The organism is Nitrososphaerota archaeon (genome assembly GCA_011605775.1).
Lineage (GTDB): Archaea > Thermoproteota > Nitrososphaeria > Nitrososphaerales > JAAOZN01 > JAAOZN01.
The window spans coordinates 44,519-59,932 of the sequence record JAAOZN010000008.1 but is presented as its reverse complement, the minus strand read 5'-3'; the positions used below and the strand labels follow the sequence as shown (position 1 = coordinate 59,932).

The window sequence follows — 15,414 nt, the reverse complement described above, 5'->3', positions numbered from 1 at the left end:
TCTCATGCTCACAAGCCCATCACACTTATCAGGTACACCTATTTCTAGATCCTCTTCGAAGACAGCGACATTCAACCCTTTAGAAGCAACCTCCCTTGCTGCTAGTAGACCAGCCAACCCTCCTCCGGCTATGACCACATCATAATCTACTGTATGCATCGTTTAACCAAAGGCTTATCCGATAGATCACATATATATCCTTCCTATGTCAAGCCATTGGGAGTATAAGCAAGTGATAGCAGTCAGAACAGATCTGAAGATGGGTAGGGGTAAGGTCGCTGTCCAAGCTGCGCACGCAGCCATCCTAGCAGCTGAAGAAGCTAGGATGCATAAACCGCAGTGGTACCGGGCTTGGATGGAAAGTGGTATGGCGAAGATAGCTGTCAAAGTCCCATCTTTAGAGGAGTTGAAGAAGGTTGAGGAAGAAGCTAGGGAAAACGATCTACCGGTAGCGACTGTAGAGGATAGAGGGCTCACACAGGTGCCTCCAGGCACCATTACGTGCCTAGCTATAGGTCCTGCTCCAGCAAGTAAAGTAGACTCGATAACAGGTAAATTGAAGCTGCTTTAATGGTCTTGAAGCCTCCACCACTTGACAAAAGCATAGGGATGACGGTTTACGCAACCCCATATGAAGGGATAGGTGGGAGGCTGCGTGCTGTCTTAGAAGATTTTTTGGTGGAAGAGGTCTTAGATGATATTGTATTCAAGCATGTTTCTGAGCAGCCTAAGAAACAGGGGTCCTACGTACTCTATAGCCTAACTAAGCGTGGACTAGATACCCTTCACGCTGTGAGGATCGTTGAAAAAAGCTTCGGTGCGAGGGTCAACTACTTAGGTATAAAAGATGCGAACGCCATCACCACACAGTACATAACTATAGCAGCTGAATCTGAGCGTGATCGGATCAGGCTACCGGATAGGCTTACGCTGAAGAAGCTAGGATACCTACCATACCCTCTCAGCAGAAGACACCTCGTAGGCAATAGATTCCACATCAGGATAAGGGATGTGGAAAGGGAGGAGAAATTACCCCACATAATCGACAATGTGGTAGATAAGGGGGTTCCGAATTACTTTGGTTACCAACGCTTCGGCTCAAGAAGACCTGTGACACACCTAATAGGAAGGGCGTTGGTTAAAAGGCGGTTCGATGAAGCGGTCAATATCTTACTAACCTACACCACGGATGAAGAGAAAGACGATATCCAGCAAGCGAGAAGAATTCTGAGTGAAGACCATCTAAAGGCAGACCTCGACGATCTACCTCTAACTCTAGATCTGGAGCGGCAAGTTCTAAGAAGCCTTAAAGCTAAGCCCAACAACTACATTAAGGCGATAAGGTCGATACCTCTGCGCGTTAGAAGACTCTTTGTAAACGCCTACCAGTCCTATATATTCAATAGAACCCTAAGCGCAGCGATCGAAGACGACGCTGATCTATCGTCAATCTACCGCTCAGATCTGTATGCAGAGGTTCGTGGGGTAAGGATGCTAGGTGTTAAGAGGGCTGAGGAGAAGATGATCAAATCGAAGGAGGTAGTGCTGCTCTGCCCACTCGTAGGCTACAACTTCAAAAAGGAAGATTTTGGTAGACTTGGGTTATACGCCTCAAAGGTTCTGTTAGAGGAGGAGGGTTCGCCCAGAAGCTTCTACATCGACGAGATGCCTGAGTTGAGTGTAGGAGGAGATATTAGAGCAGCAACCATTCTGCTAACAGAACTCCACATAGAAGTTGCAGAGGAGGTCTTATTACTCAAAACCATCTTAGGAAAGGGTTGCTACATAACATCACTACTTAGGGAAGTTATGAAGCCGCAGGATCCGCTCAGAGCAGGGTTTTAGCTGCTCACAAGCTTACCCACATTGACATCGCTTTTGATAGCTGGATGGGCTGGGTCGATCATTATAACCTCATACCACCTATATTTACCATCTTCGTATAGGAAGTAGGAGCCGAGCACCTTAAGATTGGGGTACTTCCTCGCAGCCCTATTCTCCGCTATCTCTTGGCTGCTGATCGCGCGCTTAATCTTAACAACACCAAGATGCTTCGGTCTTCTACCAGCTCTCGGGCGTAGACGAACCCTACCTCCGCGTCCTACTCTGACTCTAACGACTACGAACCCTTGCTTCGCTTTATAACCTAGACTTCTAGCCCTATGTAGCTTGGTCGGCTTCTCTAACCTAACTATTGCGCCCTCCTTTCTCCACTGTATGGCACGTTGGGCTATATCTCCTGCCTTCTCTTTATAGATCTTCTGCCAAGATTCAGCGATATGTCTATACATTACCGCTCATACAACCGGCTCCACCATCCACACTTAAACTTATCTTAAACCCAGAGCACAGATGATCTTCTTAGCAAGCATCTCCCCAGCAGCATCTTGCGCCTCAACCGTCTGCGCACCAATATGTGGTGTGCAGACGACATTAGGTAGCTTGACAACCTCAGAAGTGGGTGGTTCGTGCTCAAACACATCTAGTGCAGCACCAGCCAGCCGACCTTCTTTGATGGCTTCGTAAAGGGCTTCCTCGTCAACTACCTCTCCTCTTGAGGTGTTTATCAGGTATGCGCCCTTCTTCATCTTCGCTAGCCTTTCGCGGTTCATCATATGTCTGGTTTGAGGTGTGAGAGGGACGTGTAATGTGACGAAGTCTGAGCGTGAGAGTAAGGTGTCTAAATCGACCACCTCTGCTTCAAGCGATTTGATAAGCTGCTCTGGAAGGGGGGCTACATCGTGAACAAGGATCTTCATGCCGAAAGCTTTTGCTAGCGTTCCGACTCTGCTACCGATCCTACCTAACCCGATGATGCCTAGCGTTTTACCATTAAGCTCGATACCCATCATCTCGCTCTTCAGCCACAATCCCTCTTTGATCCCTCGATCTCCAAGGGTTATCTTCCTAGCTAGGTTCAGCATCAACCCGATCGTAAGCTCAGCTACAGCTTGTGTTGAAGATTCCGGTGTGTTGACCACAATAATGTTCTTTTTAGAAGCAGCCTCCATATCTATGTTGTCTAAGCCGATTCCTGCGCGCCCTATAACCTTCAGCTTCTTACCAGCTTCGATGACAGGTGAAGTGATCTTTGTTCTGCTTCTAACTATCACTACATCGTAATCTGGAATCTGCTTGATCAGATCTTCAGCAGATATCTTAGGTTGGTACGACACCTCTAGCCCAGCGCCTTTCAGAAACTCTAAACACTTGGTTGACACCGGATCGCAGACCAACACCTTCAAGCAGCATCACAAGCGCCTCGGCAAAGCATCCTTTTTATACTCTCCGGATTATCTATTCTCTGTGATGCTAGTAGGCATAATAGGTAAGCCTAACACGGGCAAGTCAACCTTCTTTAACGCAGCAACCCTAATGAATGTCCCTATGGCTAACTACCCCTTCACAACGATCCAACCAAACTACGGTATAGCGTATCTCCGTAAAGAGTGCGTTTGCAAGAAACTTAACGTGAAGGATAACCCTGTAAACTCCATCTGCGTAGAAGGTGTCAGACTCATACCAGTCAAGCTGGTGGATGTGGCCGGGCTGGTACCCGGCGCCTCTCAAGGGCGGGGGTTAGGGAATAAGTTTCTTGACGACCTTAGGCAAGCGGATGCTTTAATACATGTAGTAGATGCTTCAGGTTCAACTGATGAAGAGGGTAGGGTGTGTCAAGAGGGCAGCCACGACCCGCTCAAAGATGTGGAGTTCGTTGAAAGGGAGTTCAACCTTTGGCTCAAACAGATAATTATGAAGGATTGGCAGAGAGTTGCGAGAACGGTTGAGGCTGGTGCGGATAGGCTAGCACCTATGCTTGCGCAGAGATTAAGTGGTTTGAGTATTGGTGAGCAAGTGATACAAGAGGCGATAGGTAAGATTGGGTTAAAGGCTGAGAAGCCAACTACGTGGTCTGAGGAGCAGATAGATCGCTTCGTAGACTATTTAAGGAGGAATTCGAAGCCGAGCCTTATAGCAGCAAATAAATGCGACTTACCTACTTCAGAAAAGAATATAGCGAAACTCAAAGAGACTGGAAGAATAGTGATCCCCTGCGCTTCAGAAGCTGAACTCGTTTTAAGAAGAGCAGCAGAAAAAGGGCTTATAGACTATATACCAGGAGATAGCAGCTTTAAAATCAAGGCGCCTGAAAAACTTACCGCGGAACAGAAAAGAGCCTTAGAATTCATAGAACGTAGAGTTCTTGCAAAATGGGGCTCAACAGGCGTTCAACAAGCAATTAACGGAGCCTATTTCCAGCTCCTACAGTGCATCGTAGTCTATCCAGTCGAAGACGAATCTAAGCTCTCTGATAAAAAAGGTAATGTTTTACCAGACGCCAAAGTCGTGCGAAAAGGCACCACGGCTAGAGACTTAGCCTACCTTATACATACTGATCTAGGCGACACTTTTCTCTATGCTGTTGATGCGGTTAGTGGTGTAAGATTGGGTGCTGACCACGTATTAGAAGATGGGCAAGTAGTAAAAATCGTAGCGGCTGGTAAACGCGGCTAATTTGTAGGAGGCGCCGCTTCGCCACCCTCTTCTTCAGACTCTTCAACCTCTTCTTCAAATTCCTCTTCTTCGTCTTCTTCTACCACAGCCTCTTCTTTGGCTGCTGTTTCAATTATATTCGCAGCCGAAGCCATAACCGGTATGCCCTTCACTATTTTGAATTTGAATATACCAACATGTCTTAGGGCAGCGATCTTTCTGGCCTCATTATGGATGTCTGAGCCTATCTTGCTCAGCACAGCCTCTTGGGCGAACTGGTCGTAAGTTAGGGATGCGGTCTTCTCTAAAAGAACTTTGTCAGCCGCCATTCTGATTGCGTGTTTACGTGAAGAGTTTATCCTCCTTTGCGTAAAGGCCACTACATATACTCTAACGGTTATACCATCCTTGGTCACATAGTCTTTTATGAATGTAACCATGGATGAGCCCCTACGTATAAGACTTTTTAGATACTCTCTAGAGTATTCGTATGCCTTGAGTATGGATTTGGCTACCCCGTCTTGAACCTCTGTGATCTGAAAGTATAGTTTATACACGTATTGTTGAGGGTCTTGTTTAACTATATCGTAGAGTGTGGTTTCGACAACTCGCCCAGCCGCCTTTTCCACATCCGTAACCGGGATGTAGCCGATTTGGGTGCTGCCAAAAGATGGGGGAGCCTCAACTATCAGCCAACTCTTGCTCCTCCACTTATCCTTGATCTTAGCAGACTGACGCTTCGGCATATTTAACAGCCAAGCCCACGATCTACATAGATTTAAGCCCTACTCTATTCTGCAACACCAGCCTCTCATCACCAAAGTATGGTCTAAGGACCTTCGGTATGTTTATCGAGCTGTCCTCGTTCTGGTGATTCTCCATAATCGCTATAAGCGCTCTTTCTGTCGCAACGAGCGTACTATTAAGGGTGTGAACAAACCTCGACTCCTCGTTAGGCTTATCCCTATACTTTATCCTCAACCTGCGTGCTTGATAATCTAGACAATTGCTGCAGGAGACCACCTCTCTATAGGTGTTTTGAGCAGGGAACCAAGCTTCCAGATCATAGGTTTTGGCTGAAGTCTTGCCTAAATCGCCAGAGCAGAGGAGAACCACTCTATATGGTATCTCTAGCGATTGGAAGAATTCTTCAGCGTTGCGTATGAGCATCTCGTGCTCCCTCCACGAATCTTCAGGCTTACAAAAGACAAACTGCTCAACCTTCTCAAATTGATGAACCCTAAATATCCCCTTAGTATCACGCCCATGAGCCCCGGCTTCCTTCCTAAAGCAAGGGCTTATCCCACCATATCTCAACGGTAACAGTAATCCATCAAGTATTTCATCCATGTGCATAGCTGCTATAGCGTGCTCAGCAGTCCCGATAAGGTATAGATCTTCGCCCTCGATCTTGTAGATCACATCCTCAAAGTCTGAAATTATGATCGTGCCTTCTATCGCCTCCCTCTTCAACATGTAGGGGGGCTGAAGAAGCGTAAACCCCTTCTGCTTTAAGAAGTCGAGTGCATAAGATATTAGCGCGTAGTTTAATCTGACCAAGTTATCCTTTAAGTAGTAGAACCTTGAGCCAGCTACTTTAGCAGCCCTATCTAGGTCAATGACATCAAGCGAGAGTCCTAGGGCTATATGGTCTCTAGGCGGGATTTGGAAGGGTTTAGGTTCACCCCAACTTCTGAGTACTACATTATCTGATTCGTCTCTCCCAATTGGTACGGACTCGTGCACGAGATTGGGCAGCGCCTTTAGTAGGTTGCTCACTTCTCGATCAAGCGCATCTGCCTCAGCATCAAGTCGATCTATCCTTTCTGACAACTCTTTAACTGCAAGCATCTTTTCCGACACATCTCTACCCTCTCTCTTTGCTTGCGCTATCTCCAAGGAGAGTAAGTTTCTTAGGTGTTTGAGCTTCTGAACCTCCGTCAGCATCTGTCTTCTTTTAGCGTCTTTTGCTAGGAGGTCGTCGAGTGGGAAAGATACGCCTCTTTTAGCGAGCATATCCCTTATTATATCTGGGCGCTCTCTTACCAGCTTAAGGTCAAGCATCAGCCTTCACCACATTCAACGAAGCCAACGCGGACTGCATATCCTCAAGCATCTCCTCAACGGTCGATATTAAGGTTTCAAACCTAAACTCAGACTCAACTTCTAACAGTAAACTACCGCCTACACGCTCCATCCTAATATGAAGACCTTCAGGCAAGTTAACATTATCAGGATAGAGCGCCACATACAAAGCCTTAATCAGCCTCTGATCATCGCTGGTTAACTCCAAGGTTATCTTAGATTTCAAGCGCCTAGCACTTCTTGAATCAAACTCATTAGTTTTGCGGGCTCCATGTAGGTTAGAGTTGCACCGCCAGCAGCCTTATGCCCACCACCTTGCCCGTTAACCCTCTCAGCCACTTTTCTGAGGGTAAGCCCGATGTTGACTTCTCCCTTGTACGCGGCGCCTAATCTGGCTGAGATCCTTAGCCCCCCTTCTTTGGTCTTCGTGGTTAAGAAGAGGGGTTTATCTGAGAACTTGGGTATTGTGGAGAGTATAGAGGAGATTGAGCCGAGCATCTCCGCATTAATCAAATCATCAGCAACGATGAGATTAAAGAGCTGATGCTTCATTACCCTCGTCTCATCTTCTGTGAACATCTTCACAGCCCTGTTTATAATCTGCCTATACTCAGCAAGCACCTTCTCCGCTTCAGTCAAAGAGTAGCCTCTGTCACCTAAGCATAAACCCACTCCAAGCCCGCTCTTACCCATCCTACCGCAAGCATTTAACACCGTGCCGAATTCCCTAGCATCCCTAAGAGGTGAGAATTCATCTTCTTTAAGAAGAGTATAAACATAGCCTATCAGCTCATCTACGCCTCTACCACCAATATAGGGGAGTAGAATATCTACAATCTTCTGCTTCTCCTCCTTTGTAAGCTCCGATAAGGTACGCCAGTGATCGTCGCTCCTCAGCTTGATACCAGCAGCACTTAACGCTGTGAGGCAGGCTTCACGGTTACCACTCAGACCTTGAATGTAGGGTGTTGTGGTAGCGGCTAGCGCCTCATGCACGGCTCTGGTTTCACGACCATAGAAGAGGAGGTCTATACTCTCACTCACTAGACCAGCATCCTTCGCTGCCTCTAAAACGACCTTATTGGCACCTACTAACGATCTTCGCTCACCTTGGTCCTGTTTATCAGCCAAAGCAGCAACTACCGGAAGCCAGCTGAAGCCCCTCAAGCTGTGGTCAATGGCTGATGAAACAAAGTAGGCCAGGGTTGAGGCGCAGGCTTCTACACCACCATCAAACCCGTAGCACCAAGCGTTAAGAATAGAAGGGTGTGCGAGCTCATCCTCCGGAACTTGGTGGTGGTCTATAAGAACCCACCGTGAACCCAAATAGTTTTCTAACACCTTGAGCATTCCCCCACCTAATTCACAAAGAACGTAGAGGTCGTAGTCTTCACACCTCAACTCCTCCAGCGCTGTGGTTGTGAGGTCGTTTAGGATACGTATGTTATAAGATGCTTCTAGGCACCTTAGTGCTCTTGCTATAAGGCTTGCAGAAGATATGCCGTCAGCATCTATATGGCCTACGATAAGTATCCGCTTCCTACTTTCAGCCGCCTCTACGATCTTTTCAGCGATGAGGGAAGCCTTTGCCTTCAGAGCCTCTAGATTACCCAACTTTCACCTATCTTCACGCCAACTGAGCCACTACAGCAGAATACTTCCAATCTTGAGGAAGACGCCCAATCCTCTTATAGTACTTCGAGAGCCTATGTATCTTAGCCTCAAGCAACTCAAGCGAACGCACATTCTTCCTATCACTTCTGTGAACCGCAAGATGCTCCTGAAGCCGCTTAGCCCGCGCAAGCAAACGCTCCAGATCCTCCGGGAGATCGCCTAGCAGATTATTCTCCCTCAACACATCAGTTACCGATTTCCCTAAAATAGGTTTAACAAGAGGTATACCATACTCATCCCTAAGCCTAACACCGATCTCAGAAGGCTTTAAACCGCTTTTAGCCAACTTCACAATCAAAGCCTCAACCTCCTCAGGGCTATGAGTAACCCAGCTAGGAGCCCTCTTCGAAGTCGGCCTAGTTGAATGCGACTTACCTCTTCTATGCGAATGTATCCTCGCCAAACTCTCTGCAACACCGCCAACAAAACCAACACATAAACCTTACGGAAAACTACTCATTATTGTTAAAGCGCCCTCGATTTGTTCCAGAAGTTTCTTGTTTCTCTGGTGAGGCTGTTTAGGCAGAGGTGAATAATCATCTTAAGAGAGTGTGTTAATTGTGTCTTAGGTTGGAGCGGTAAGCTTTTAAATATAGTTTTGATCAACACAAAGACGATGCCACCAGTTATTGATTTGGAAAAATGTAATGGTTGTGCTACCTGTGCTGAAATCTGTCCTCTTGATGTTATAAGAATAAAGGATGGCTTTCCAGAAGTTGCGTACCCTGAGGAATGTTGGCATTGTAATGCGTGTAAGCTGGATTGTCCAATGGGTGCCATAGAGCTGCGTTTCCCCCTACCGCTTATGCTGCTTTATGTTGAGGCTAAGAAGGAGGAATAGATCTTGGGTGTAGAACTGGATCTTACACCGATCGAGGCAGATGTCTTGGTTGTAGGTGGCGGAATTGCGGGGCTAATGGCCGGAATAAGGGCTGCGGAACTAGGTGCGAAAACGGTGATAGCGGACAAAGCGAACCCTCTGCGCAGCGGAGCAGGAGCGACAGGCAACGATCACTTCCAGTGTTACATACCCGAAGTGCACGGTGAAGACATAGAACCAATAATCGAGGAACATCTAACATCTCTAACAGGAGGATGGTGGTACGATGTAGATCTAGTTTATACATTTTATAGGAACTCCTTTGAGATAGTTCAGAAGTGGGAATCGTATGGTATCCCCATGAGACCACACGGTTACTGGGAGTTCACAGGCCACGCACTCCCAAAGAGACCACGCATCTTCCTAAAGTATGCGGGAGCCGAACAAAAACCAACACTAGTTAAGGTTGCGAGGGAAAAAGGGGTTCATATTCTAAGTAAAACACCGATTATAGATTTAATCACTAAAAATTGGAGAGTTATCGGGGCGATCGGCTTAGATGTCTCAAAAGACGACCCCGTGATGAAGATATTTAGGGCGAAGAGCGTGGTTTTATGCACAGGCTCTACGACCAGATTATATCCTTCTATCACACCAGGCTGGCCCTTCAACACCGCTTGGTGCCCAAGTAACACTGGCGCAGGTATAGCCATGGCGTATAGAAGTGGTGCTAAGCTGGTCAACATGGAGGTCCCATATACGCACGCGGGTCCAAAATATTTGGAGAGGTGTGGTAAAGCTACTTGGATAGGCGTATTAACAGACCTCTTTGGTAATCGAATCAGCCCCTGGGTTACCAAACCTACCAAAGAACTTGGAGACATCGCTGCAGACATATGGCACGATGTGTTCAACTACATGATGCAATCCGGCAAAAGCCCCGTTTACATGGATTGCAGTGAAACAAGCGAAGAAGATTTAGAGTATATGATATGGGGGTTAAAGAACGAAGGCAATACAGCACTCCTTGATTATCTTAAAGACGAAGGGATAGATTTCAAGCGATACCGCTACGAGTTTACTAGATACGAACCTATGCTCATCGGAAGAGGAGTAGAAATTAACGTAAGAGGGGAGACAAGCCTAGAAGGACTCTATGCAGCAGGAGATCTTGTAGGGAATTTTAGAGCAGACATAGCTGGGGCTGCAGTTTTTGGGTGGATAGCAGGTGGCAGTGCAGCTCAAAACGCTAAAAGGATATCATTATTTGAAAATGTTGAAGAAAGTCCTTTAATAAAAGAGAGGAAGGAGTTCTGTTCAACTCTGCTGAACAGAAGTAGGGGAGCGAGCTGGAAGGAGTTTAACTTAGCACTTCAACAAATCATGAATGATTACGTCGGTATTAGAATTCGTTCCGCAACATTAGTTAAAGCGGCTCTGAAATATTTGGCGATTTTGAAAAGGAAAGCTTGCAATAGTCTTAAAGTCGAGAACTCTCACGAGCTGATGAGGACATTAGAAGTCTTTGACTTACTGGAGGTAGGTGAGGTGATAGCGCTAGCGATTCTTCAGAGGGATGAAACCAGACCACCACACATCAGACTAGACTGCCCCTGGACCAACCCACTTTACAACAACCTCCTACTAACTGTAAGAAAGGTTGAGGACAAAACAGAATTCGAGTGGCGAAAAAGAAAAACAAGCATAAGCTAAACTTGCACTATATTGTGTATTACGGGAGCCCCCACTCCATATCTCTTGCCCCTAGGATATGCTAAGCGTTAAGTTTATAAGGTATAAACCGACGATAAGAGGTTAGGTGTAATATGTATGATAATTGATTTTTCTTCACATATTATCCCTCCGGATGTCGGAAAAATTTTAATGAAAAAAAGTTATTACGGCCCGCTCGATCAAGATGGGTCAAAATGGCAATTCCCTTACCCGCCAGAGAATTCTGATCCCCACTATCGACTTAAGGTAATGGAGCGTTTTAAGATTGATATGCAAGTATTGAGCCCGACCTCGCCTATATTGCTAGGTTTTGAAAAGGAACCAAAGGAAGCTATTAGAATATGCAAATTATCGAACGATTATATCGCTAAGCTTACTAACAAGTATCCTGAGAAATTTGTTGGCTGCGCGTTAATACCGCTATTTGATGTCGAAAGCGCGCTGGATGAGGTAGATAGAGCGATAAGGGAACTGGGGTTTAGATGTGTGACAATAGCTACAAATCAATATGGCAAAGGCATAGACTCTGCAGAATATCATCCCTTCTACGAGAAGATTGCTAAATACGATGTACCAGTTTTTCTTCATCCAACCCATTGGGAGAGCTATCCTTTAGTTGATATGGAATATGGTTGGAAGTGTTTACAGATCTTTGGCTGGCCTTTTGATACCACACAAGCCGTGTGGCGATTGATATGTAGCGGCACTCTAAAAAAGTTTCCAACTTTAAAGATAGTTACTCATCACCTAGGAGGGATGTTTCCCTACTTTGTTCGGAGAGTAACCATTGGTGTGGTAGCTCAAAATCTGCAGAAAATTTTAGGCGAGTCGGTTGAAAGTTACTTCAAGCAGATATATGGGGATACCGCTTTAAATGGTGATTCGGTTGCTAGTCTTATGTGCGGTTATGCTTTCTTTGGTCCGGAGAGGATGCTCTTCGGATCAGATTATCCTTTTGGACCGCCTGAGGAGTTCATAGGCGAAAACATAAGAGGGATAGAGGCTATGCTAATACCTCAGTCTGAGAAAGAAAATATTCTAGGCAGAAACGCGGAAAAATTACTTAAACTCTAAGTCGGCTTGCATTTTTGTTGTTAGCATGGATAAGGGGATTCAAAAGAAACCGATCATAGTTTTGCATATAGAAGGGGGCAAGATAAAGGGTATGGGTCTGACCTCATTAAAAGGGAGATTACGATCAAAAAATTAAAATATCAATATTGAAGAGAAGTGTAAGAAGGGGGTATAATTGGAAGTACTTCCGATTTTGAATTATGCGCTAAACGGTTTATTGTTAGGTGGAGTATTTGCTTTAACTGCATTGGGTATGTCAATTATTGCGGGTATAATGAGAGTTATTAACCTGGCTCATGGTGATGTCGCTGTCTTTGCAGCGTACCTAGCGTTAATTGTCTCAAACTTTTTAAAGGTTGATCCTCTTTTATCTTTGGTAGTTGTTGCACCTTTGCTGTATGTTCTTGGATATTTTATACAAAAATTTCTCGTAAACAAGCTAATTTTCGAAAGATTTTATTTTACAGCACTCATGACCTTTTCTCTAAGCATAATACTCCAAAATTTAATGCTTCTGCTATTCACCGCGGATGCGAGAAGCCTAATCACACCCTATCTGCTCACTAATATAGATTTCTTTGGATTGACCCCACCTCCTCGTTTTTTGATAGGTTTTGCTTTTTCCTTTGCGGCATTTATAATACTTTACGTTTTTCTTAAGAAAACTTATATCGGGAAGGTTATCCGCGCGGTTCCCGCGGATATAGAAGGTGCCAAAATGTTAGGGATAAAGTCTGAAGACATTTATTGTATCGCCGCAGGTCTTGCTTACCTCTCACTTGCGATAGCAGGGGTCTTACTTGGTATGGCGTTTGTCTTTTTCCCAGATAGTGGTCCAACATATCTATTGCTTTCATTTGGCATACTTGTTTTAGGTGGGTGGGGGAGTATAAGGGGAACCTTTGTAGGCGGGCTTATTTTTGGCTTGGCGATGAGTTTTGGCGGGCTATTTTTTGGTTCGCGTTTTCAGCTTGTCTTCTGTTATTTGATTATCCTCATTGTTCTTATTATAAGGCCAAGAGGGATCTTTGGTGGTAAAATATGAAGCGCATCTACTTTCTCGGTGGTATCTTAGTTGTTTTTCTTATTCTATTACCTTACTTTGCAGGACGCTTCTTCGTTAACGCAGCGATATTGACTTTGCTATTCTTTTCTATTAGCGTAACTTGGGGGTTTATGGCTAAACATGCGTGGCTGGTATCTTTAGGACAGCAGATATTTGTTGGTGTGGCAGGTTATACAACAGCTGTATTGACGATGTATTACGATGTGCCTCTATGGTTAAGTGTGATAGTTGCGGGTTTTGTTGGTATGTTGCTCGCGGGCTTGCTTTCATTCCCCCTTTTAAGGCTACGTGGTTTCTACTTTGCCATAGGCACACTAGTTACAGCAGAAATAGTAAAACTTCTCTTCATCGGATGGGACTATGTAGGTGGCGGAATGGGTCTGATTTTTAGAAACGTATATGGCATTTCCTTGCAAGCACTATATTATGCTACCGTAGTGTTGGCATTCTACTCAATCTTTCTAACGTCCTTTATCTACCGCTCAAAACTAGGGTTTGGATTAAGAGCGTTAGGAAATGAGGAGGAAGCTGCCTCAGGACTTGGAGTAAATCCATTCGTATGTAGAAGCATCTTGTTTACTCTAGCATCTTCGGTTGCGAGCTTTGCAGGCGCCCTCTACGCGATTTTTCATCCGTACGTCGAGCCAGTGACATTCTTTAATATAAATTGGACAACAGGTTCGGTCTTCGTTTCTATAATCGGCGGTGTAGGCACAACGATAGGTCCACTTTTTGGAAGTATCGTATATGTAGCTCTCACCTACTTACTTTCTGAATATGTTGGACTTAGCCTTCTATTACAAGGAGTAATCACAGCCGCCTTTTTGCTACTTTGCCCAGTTGGTTTATGGGGATATTTACGTATGAAATTAAAGAGATAGGTTTGTTTTACCAAAGCAATCTAAGCGGCACTACGGAAGAATACTGAAGATACATAGAGAGAAGGGCGTCTCGGCCCACAAATAATCTTAAACTTCATTCTTCACCCAGATACGCTTTTCTAACACGTTCATCCTTCAGAAGGGTAGACGATAATCCTTCAAGCACAACTCTACCCCGCTCTAACACATAACCCCTATCTGAATTTTCTAGCGCGCGATCAGCATACTGCTCAATAAGCAAGATTGTAATACCTTGTTCTCGAATATTCTTTATCAGATCGTATATTTGAAGGACGATTTTAGGAGCAAGACCCAAAGAAGGTTCGTCTAATATTAGAAGTTGAGGTTTAGTCATCAGCCCTCTTGCGAGCGCGAGCATCTGCTGTTCTCCTCCACTCAGGGAGCCGGCGAGTTGATTTTCTCTCTCTTTTAGTCTGGGAAAGAAAGCAAAGACTTCTTCAAGCGTGTGCTTCATCTCAGTTTTCGCTTTAGAAGCATATACTCCGAGCTCGAGATTTTCACGCACCGTCATATGACCGAAAAGTCTTCGACCTTCTGGTACAATGGTTACCCCCCGTCTTATGATCTCAGGTATCGAAAGTTTATCTATTTGTTCTCCATTGAATATTATGGAACCTGTCCTAGGTTTAAGAGCACCTATGATAGTCTTGCATAGTGTTGTTTTGCCTGCGCCATTAGGACCGATCAATGCTACGATCTCGCCCTTTTTGACCCTCAGAGAAACATCCCAGATAACTTGCATTTCCCCGTAAGAAACGTTTATGTTTTTAACTTCTAGGTGCCCGTTTTCCATAGCTTTCTCAGCCCTTGATAGCCCATTTTTCGCCAAGATAAGCTTCTAACACTTTCGGATCGTTTGTTACAGCTTCTAGGGAGCCCTCCGCAATCTTTTCGCCATAATTAAGTACAATAACTTTCTCTACTGTACCATATAAAGCTCTGAGAATATGTTCTACCCATATGATAGTGACACCAAAATCCTCTCTAATCCCTCTGATAAGCTTCTTTGCTTCATTGATCTCTGTGGGGTTTAATCCGCTCAACGGCTCATCTAAGAGTAAGACTTTAGGTTTTGTTGCGAGAGCACGTGCAATTTCAAGAAATTTTCTCTCAGCTATATTAAGGCGAGACGCGAGTAGGTCCTTCTTTTTGTCCAATCCAACTAATGTCAAGTATTGTTGCGCTTCACTCCTACTTTTGTTCAGAGCTTCTCCAGCACAATAAAGCATACCTACTATGACATTTTCAAGCACAGTCATCTCTAAAAATGGTTTTACAATCTGATAGGTTCTTGCAATACCCAATCTACAGATCTTATAAGGCGGTAAACCAGTGATATCCTTACCACCAAATTTAACACGCCCTTCATCCGGTATAAGAACACCTGAAATAAGGTTAAATAGCGTCGTTTTTCCTGAGCCGTTTGGTCCGATGAGCCCAATTATTTGTCCTTTCTCCACCACGAAACTTACGTTTTTTACAGCCGTTAGTGCACCAAAGCGCTTAACCAGATTAACGCCCTCTAACAAGTTCGGAACACGAATAACTTTCATTCAGATTTCGTT

General features: G+C 45.0%; 18 protein-coding genes. 8 read left to right on the top strand and 10 right to left on the bottom strand.

The window, feature by feature from the left end; all coding sequences use genetic code 11:
- Positions 1 to 159: FAD-binding protein (locus HA494_00935; protein ID NHV96347.1), on the bottom strand; the 159-nt coding region annotated here is incomplete at its 3' end.
- Between the two features lie 46 nt (positions 160 to 205).
- Here HA494_00935 and HA494_00930 point away from each other — a divergent pair.
- Entirely contained in the window at positions 206 to 571 is a 366-nt protein-coding gene (locus HA494_00930; GenBank protein NHV96346.1) for a peptidyl-tRNA hydrolase, read from the top strand.
- Between the two features lie 5 nt (positions 572 to 576).
- A complete protein-coding gene (gene truD / locus HA494_00925) occupies positions 577 to 1,845 on the top strand; it encodes a tRNA pseudouridine(13) synthase TruD (GenBank protein ID NHV96345.1) in 1,269 nt (422 codons plus the stop codon).
- On the opposite strand, the gene HA494_00920 is transcribed toward truD, so the two are convergent.
- Both HA494_00920 and HA494_00915 read right to left on the bottom strand, forming a co-directional pair.
- Entirely contained in the window at positions 1,842 to 2,291 is a 450-nt protein-coding gene (locus HA494_00920) for a 50S ribosomal protein L15e (protein ID NHV96344.1), read from the bottom strand. The genes truD and HA494_00920 overlap by 4 nt on opposite strands.
- A 39-nt stretch (positions 2,292 to 2,330) precedes the next feature.
- Positions 2,331 to 3,245 carry a hydroxyacid dehydrogenase gene (locus tag HA494_00915; protein NHV96343.1) on the bottom strand — a complete coding sequence of 305 codons (915 nt, stop codon included), beginning with the start codon at positions 3,243 to 3,245 and terminating at the stop codon, positions 2,331 to 2,333.
- A 61-nt stretch (positions 3,246 to 3,306) separates the two neighbouring features.
- On the opposite strand from HA494_00915, the gene HA494_00910 reads away from it, so the two are divergent.
- Positions 3,307 to 4,515 carry a redox-regulated ATPase YchF gene (locus tag HA494_00910; GenBank protein NHV96342.1) on the top strand — a complete coding sequence of 403 codons (1,209 nt, stop codon included), beginning with the start codon at positions 3,307 to 3,309 and terminating at the stop codon, positions 4,513 to 4,515.
- Here the strand turns inward: HA494_00910 and HA494_00905 are convergent.
- From HA494_00905 to HA494_00885, 5 genes are read right to left on the bottom strand one after another with little or no spacing between them, the layout of a single operon-like run.
- Complete coding sequence (locus tag HA494_00905) at positions 4,512 to 5,240, bottom strand: 30S ribosomal protein S3ae (protein ID NHV96341.1); 729 nt, start codon at positions 5,238 to 5,240, stop codon at positions 4,512 to 4,514. The two genes, HA494_00910 and HA494_00905, sit on opposite strands and share 4 nt — an antisense overlap.
- A gap of 22 nt (positions 5,241 to 5,262) precedes the next feature.
- Positions 5,263 to 6,558: a serine--tRNA ligase gene (gene serS / locus HA494_00900; protein ID NHV96340.1), complete on the bottom strand. Its 1,296-nt coding sequence runs from the start codon at positions 6,556 to 6,558 to the stop codon at positions 5,263 to 5,265.
- On the bottom strand, positions 6,551 to 6,805 hold the full coding sequence (locus HA494_00895) for a hypothetical protein (GenBank protein ID NHV96339.1): 255 nt from the start codon (positions 6,803 to 6,805) through the stop codon (positions 6,551 to 6,553). Before HA494_00895 ends, serS begins: the two co-directional genes overlap by 8 nt.
- A complete protein-coding gene (locus HA494_00890; GenBank protein NHV96338.1) occupies positions 6,802 to 8,193 on the bottom strand; it encodes a DHH family phosphoesterase in 1,392 nt (463 codons plus the stop codon). Before HA494_00890 ends, HA494_00895 begins: the two co-directional genes overlap by 4 nt.
- A gap of 13 nt (positions 8,194 to 8,206) precedes the next feature.
- Positions 8,207 to 8,656 carry a 30S ribosomal protein S15 gene (locus HA494_00885; GenBank protein NHV96337.1) on the bottom strand — a complete coding sequence of 150 codons (450 nt, stop codon included), beginning with the start codon at positions 8,654 to 8,656 and terminating at the stop codon, positions 8,207 to 8,209.
- A gap of 213 nt (positions 8,657 to 8,869) precedes the next feature.
- Between HA494_00885 and HA494_00880 the strand changes: the two genes are divergently transcribed.
- From HA494_00880 to HA494_00860, 5 genes are all read left to right on the top strand, one after another.
- Positions 8,870 to 9,094 carry a ferredoxin family protein gene (locus HA494_00880; GenBank protein ID NHV96336.1) on the top strand — a complete coding sequence of 75 codons (225 nt, stop codon included), beginning with the start codon at positions 8,870 to 8,872 and terminating at the stop codon, positions 9,092 to 9,094.
- A gap of 75 nt (positions 9,095 to 9,169) precedes the next feature.
- Positions 9,170 to 10,786 (top strand): FAD-binding protein, encoded by a 1,617-nt coding sequence (locus HA494_00875; GenBank protein NHV96335.1) that lies wholly within the window; start codon positions 9,170 to 9,172, stop codon positions 10,784 to 10,786.
- 117 nt (positions 10,787 to 10,903) lie between these two features.
- Positions 10,904 to 11,881, top strand: coding sequence for an amidohydrolase (locus HA494_00870; protein NHV96334.1), 978 nt, complete (start codon positions 10,904 to 10,906; stop codon positions 11,879 to 11,881).
- A gap of 175 nt (positions 11,882 to 12,056) precedes the next feature.
- Positions 12,057 to 12,926 carry a branched-chain amino acid ABC transporter permease gene (locus HA494_00865; GenBank protein NHV96333.1) on the top strand — a complete coding sequence of 290 codons (870 nt, stop codon included), beginning with the start codon at positions 12,057 to 12,059 and terminating at the stop codon, positions 12,924 to 12,926.
- Positions 12,923 to 13,828, top strand: a complete 906-nt coding sequence (locus tag HA494_00860; GenBank protein NHV96332.1) for a branched-chain amino acid ABC transporter permease — start codon at positions 12,923 to 12,925, stop codon at positions 13,826 to 13,828. Before HA494_00865 ends, HA494_00860 begins: the two co-directional genes overlap by 4 nt.
- 94 nt (positions 13,829 to 13,922) lie before the next feature.
- On the opposite strand, the gene HA494_00855 is transcribed toward HA494_00860, so the two are convergent.
- A complete protein-coding gene (locus tag HA494_00855; GenBank protein ID NHV96331.1) occupies positions 13,923 to 14,642 on the bottom strand; it encodes an ABC transporter ATP-binding protein in 720 nt (239 codons plus the stop codon).
- A gap of 7 nt (positions 14,643 to 14,649) precedes the next feature.
- Positions 14,650 to 15,402, bottom strand: a complete 753-nt coding sequence (locus HA494_00850; protein NHV96330.1) for an ABC transporter ATP-binding protein — start codon at positions 15,400 to 15,402, stop codon at positions 14,650 to 14,652.
- Positions 15,403 to 15,414 lie beyond the last annotated feature (12 nt).

Excerpts from the sequence above, each read along its gene's own strand:
- HA494_00930 (NHV96346.1), top strand. The coding sequence starts at position 206 with ATGTCAAGCCATTGGGAGTATAAGCAAGTGATAGCAGTCAGAACAGAT.
- HA494_00920 (NHV96344.1), bottom strand. The coding sequence starts at position 2,291 with ATGTATAGACATATCGCTGAATCTTGGCAGAAGATCTATAAAGAGAAG.
- HA494_00905 (NHV96341.1), bottom strand. The coding sequence starts at position 5,240 with ATGCCGAAGCGTCAGTCTGCTAAGATCAAGGATAAGTGGAGGAGCAAG.
- serS (NHV96340.1), bottom strand. The coding sequence starts at position 6,558 with ATGCTTGACCTTAAGCTGGTAAGAGAGCGCCCAGATATAATAAGGGAT.
- HA494_00880 (NHV96336.1), top strand. The coding sequence starts at position 8,870 with ATGCCACCAGTTATTGATTTGGAAAAATGTAATGGTTGTGCTACCTGT.
- HA494_00875 (NHV96335.1), top strand. The coding sequence starts at position 9,170 with ATGGCCGGAATAAGGGCTGCGGAACTAGGTGCGAAAACGGTGATAGCG.
- HA494_00870 (NHV96334.1), top strand. The coding sequence starts at position 10,904 with ATGATAATTGATTTTTCTTCACATATTATCCCTCCGGATGTCGGAAAA.
- HA494_00860 (NHV96332.1), top strand. The coding sequence starts at position 12,923 with ATGAAGCGCATCTACTTTCTCGGTGGTATCTTAGTTGTTTTTCTTATT.
- HA494_00855 (NHV96331.1), bottom strand. The coding sequence starts at position 14,642 with ATGGAAAACGGGCACCTAGAAGTTAAAAACATAAACGTTTCTTACGGG.
- HA494_00850 (NHV96330.1), bottom strand. The coding sequence starts at position 15,402 with ATGAAAGTTATTCGTGTTCCGAACTTGTTAGAGGGCGTTAATCTGGTT.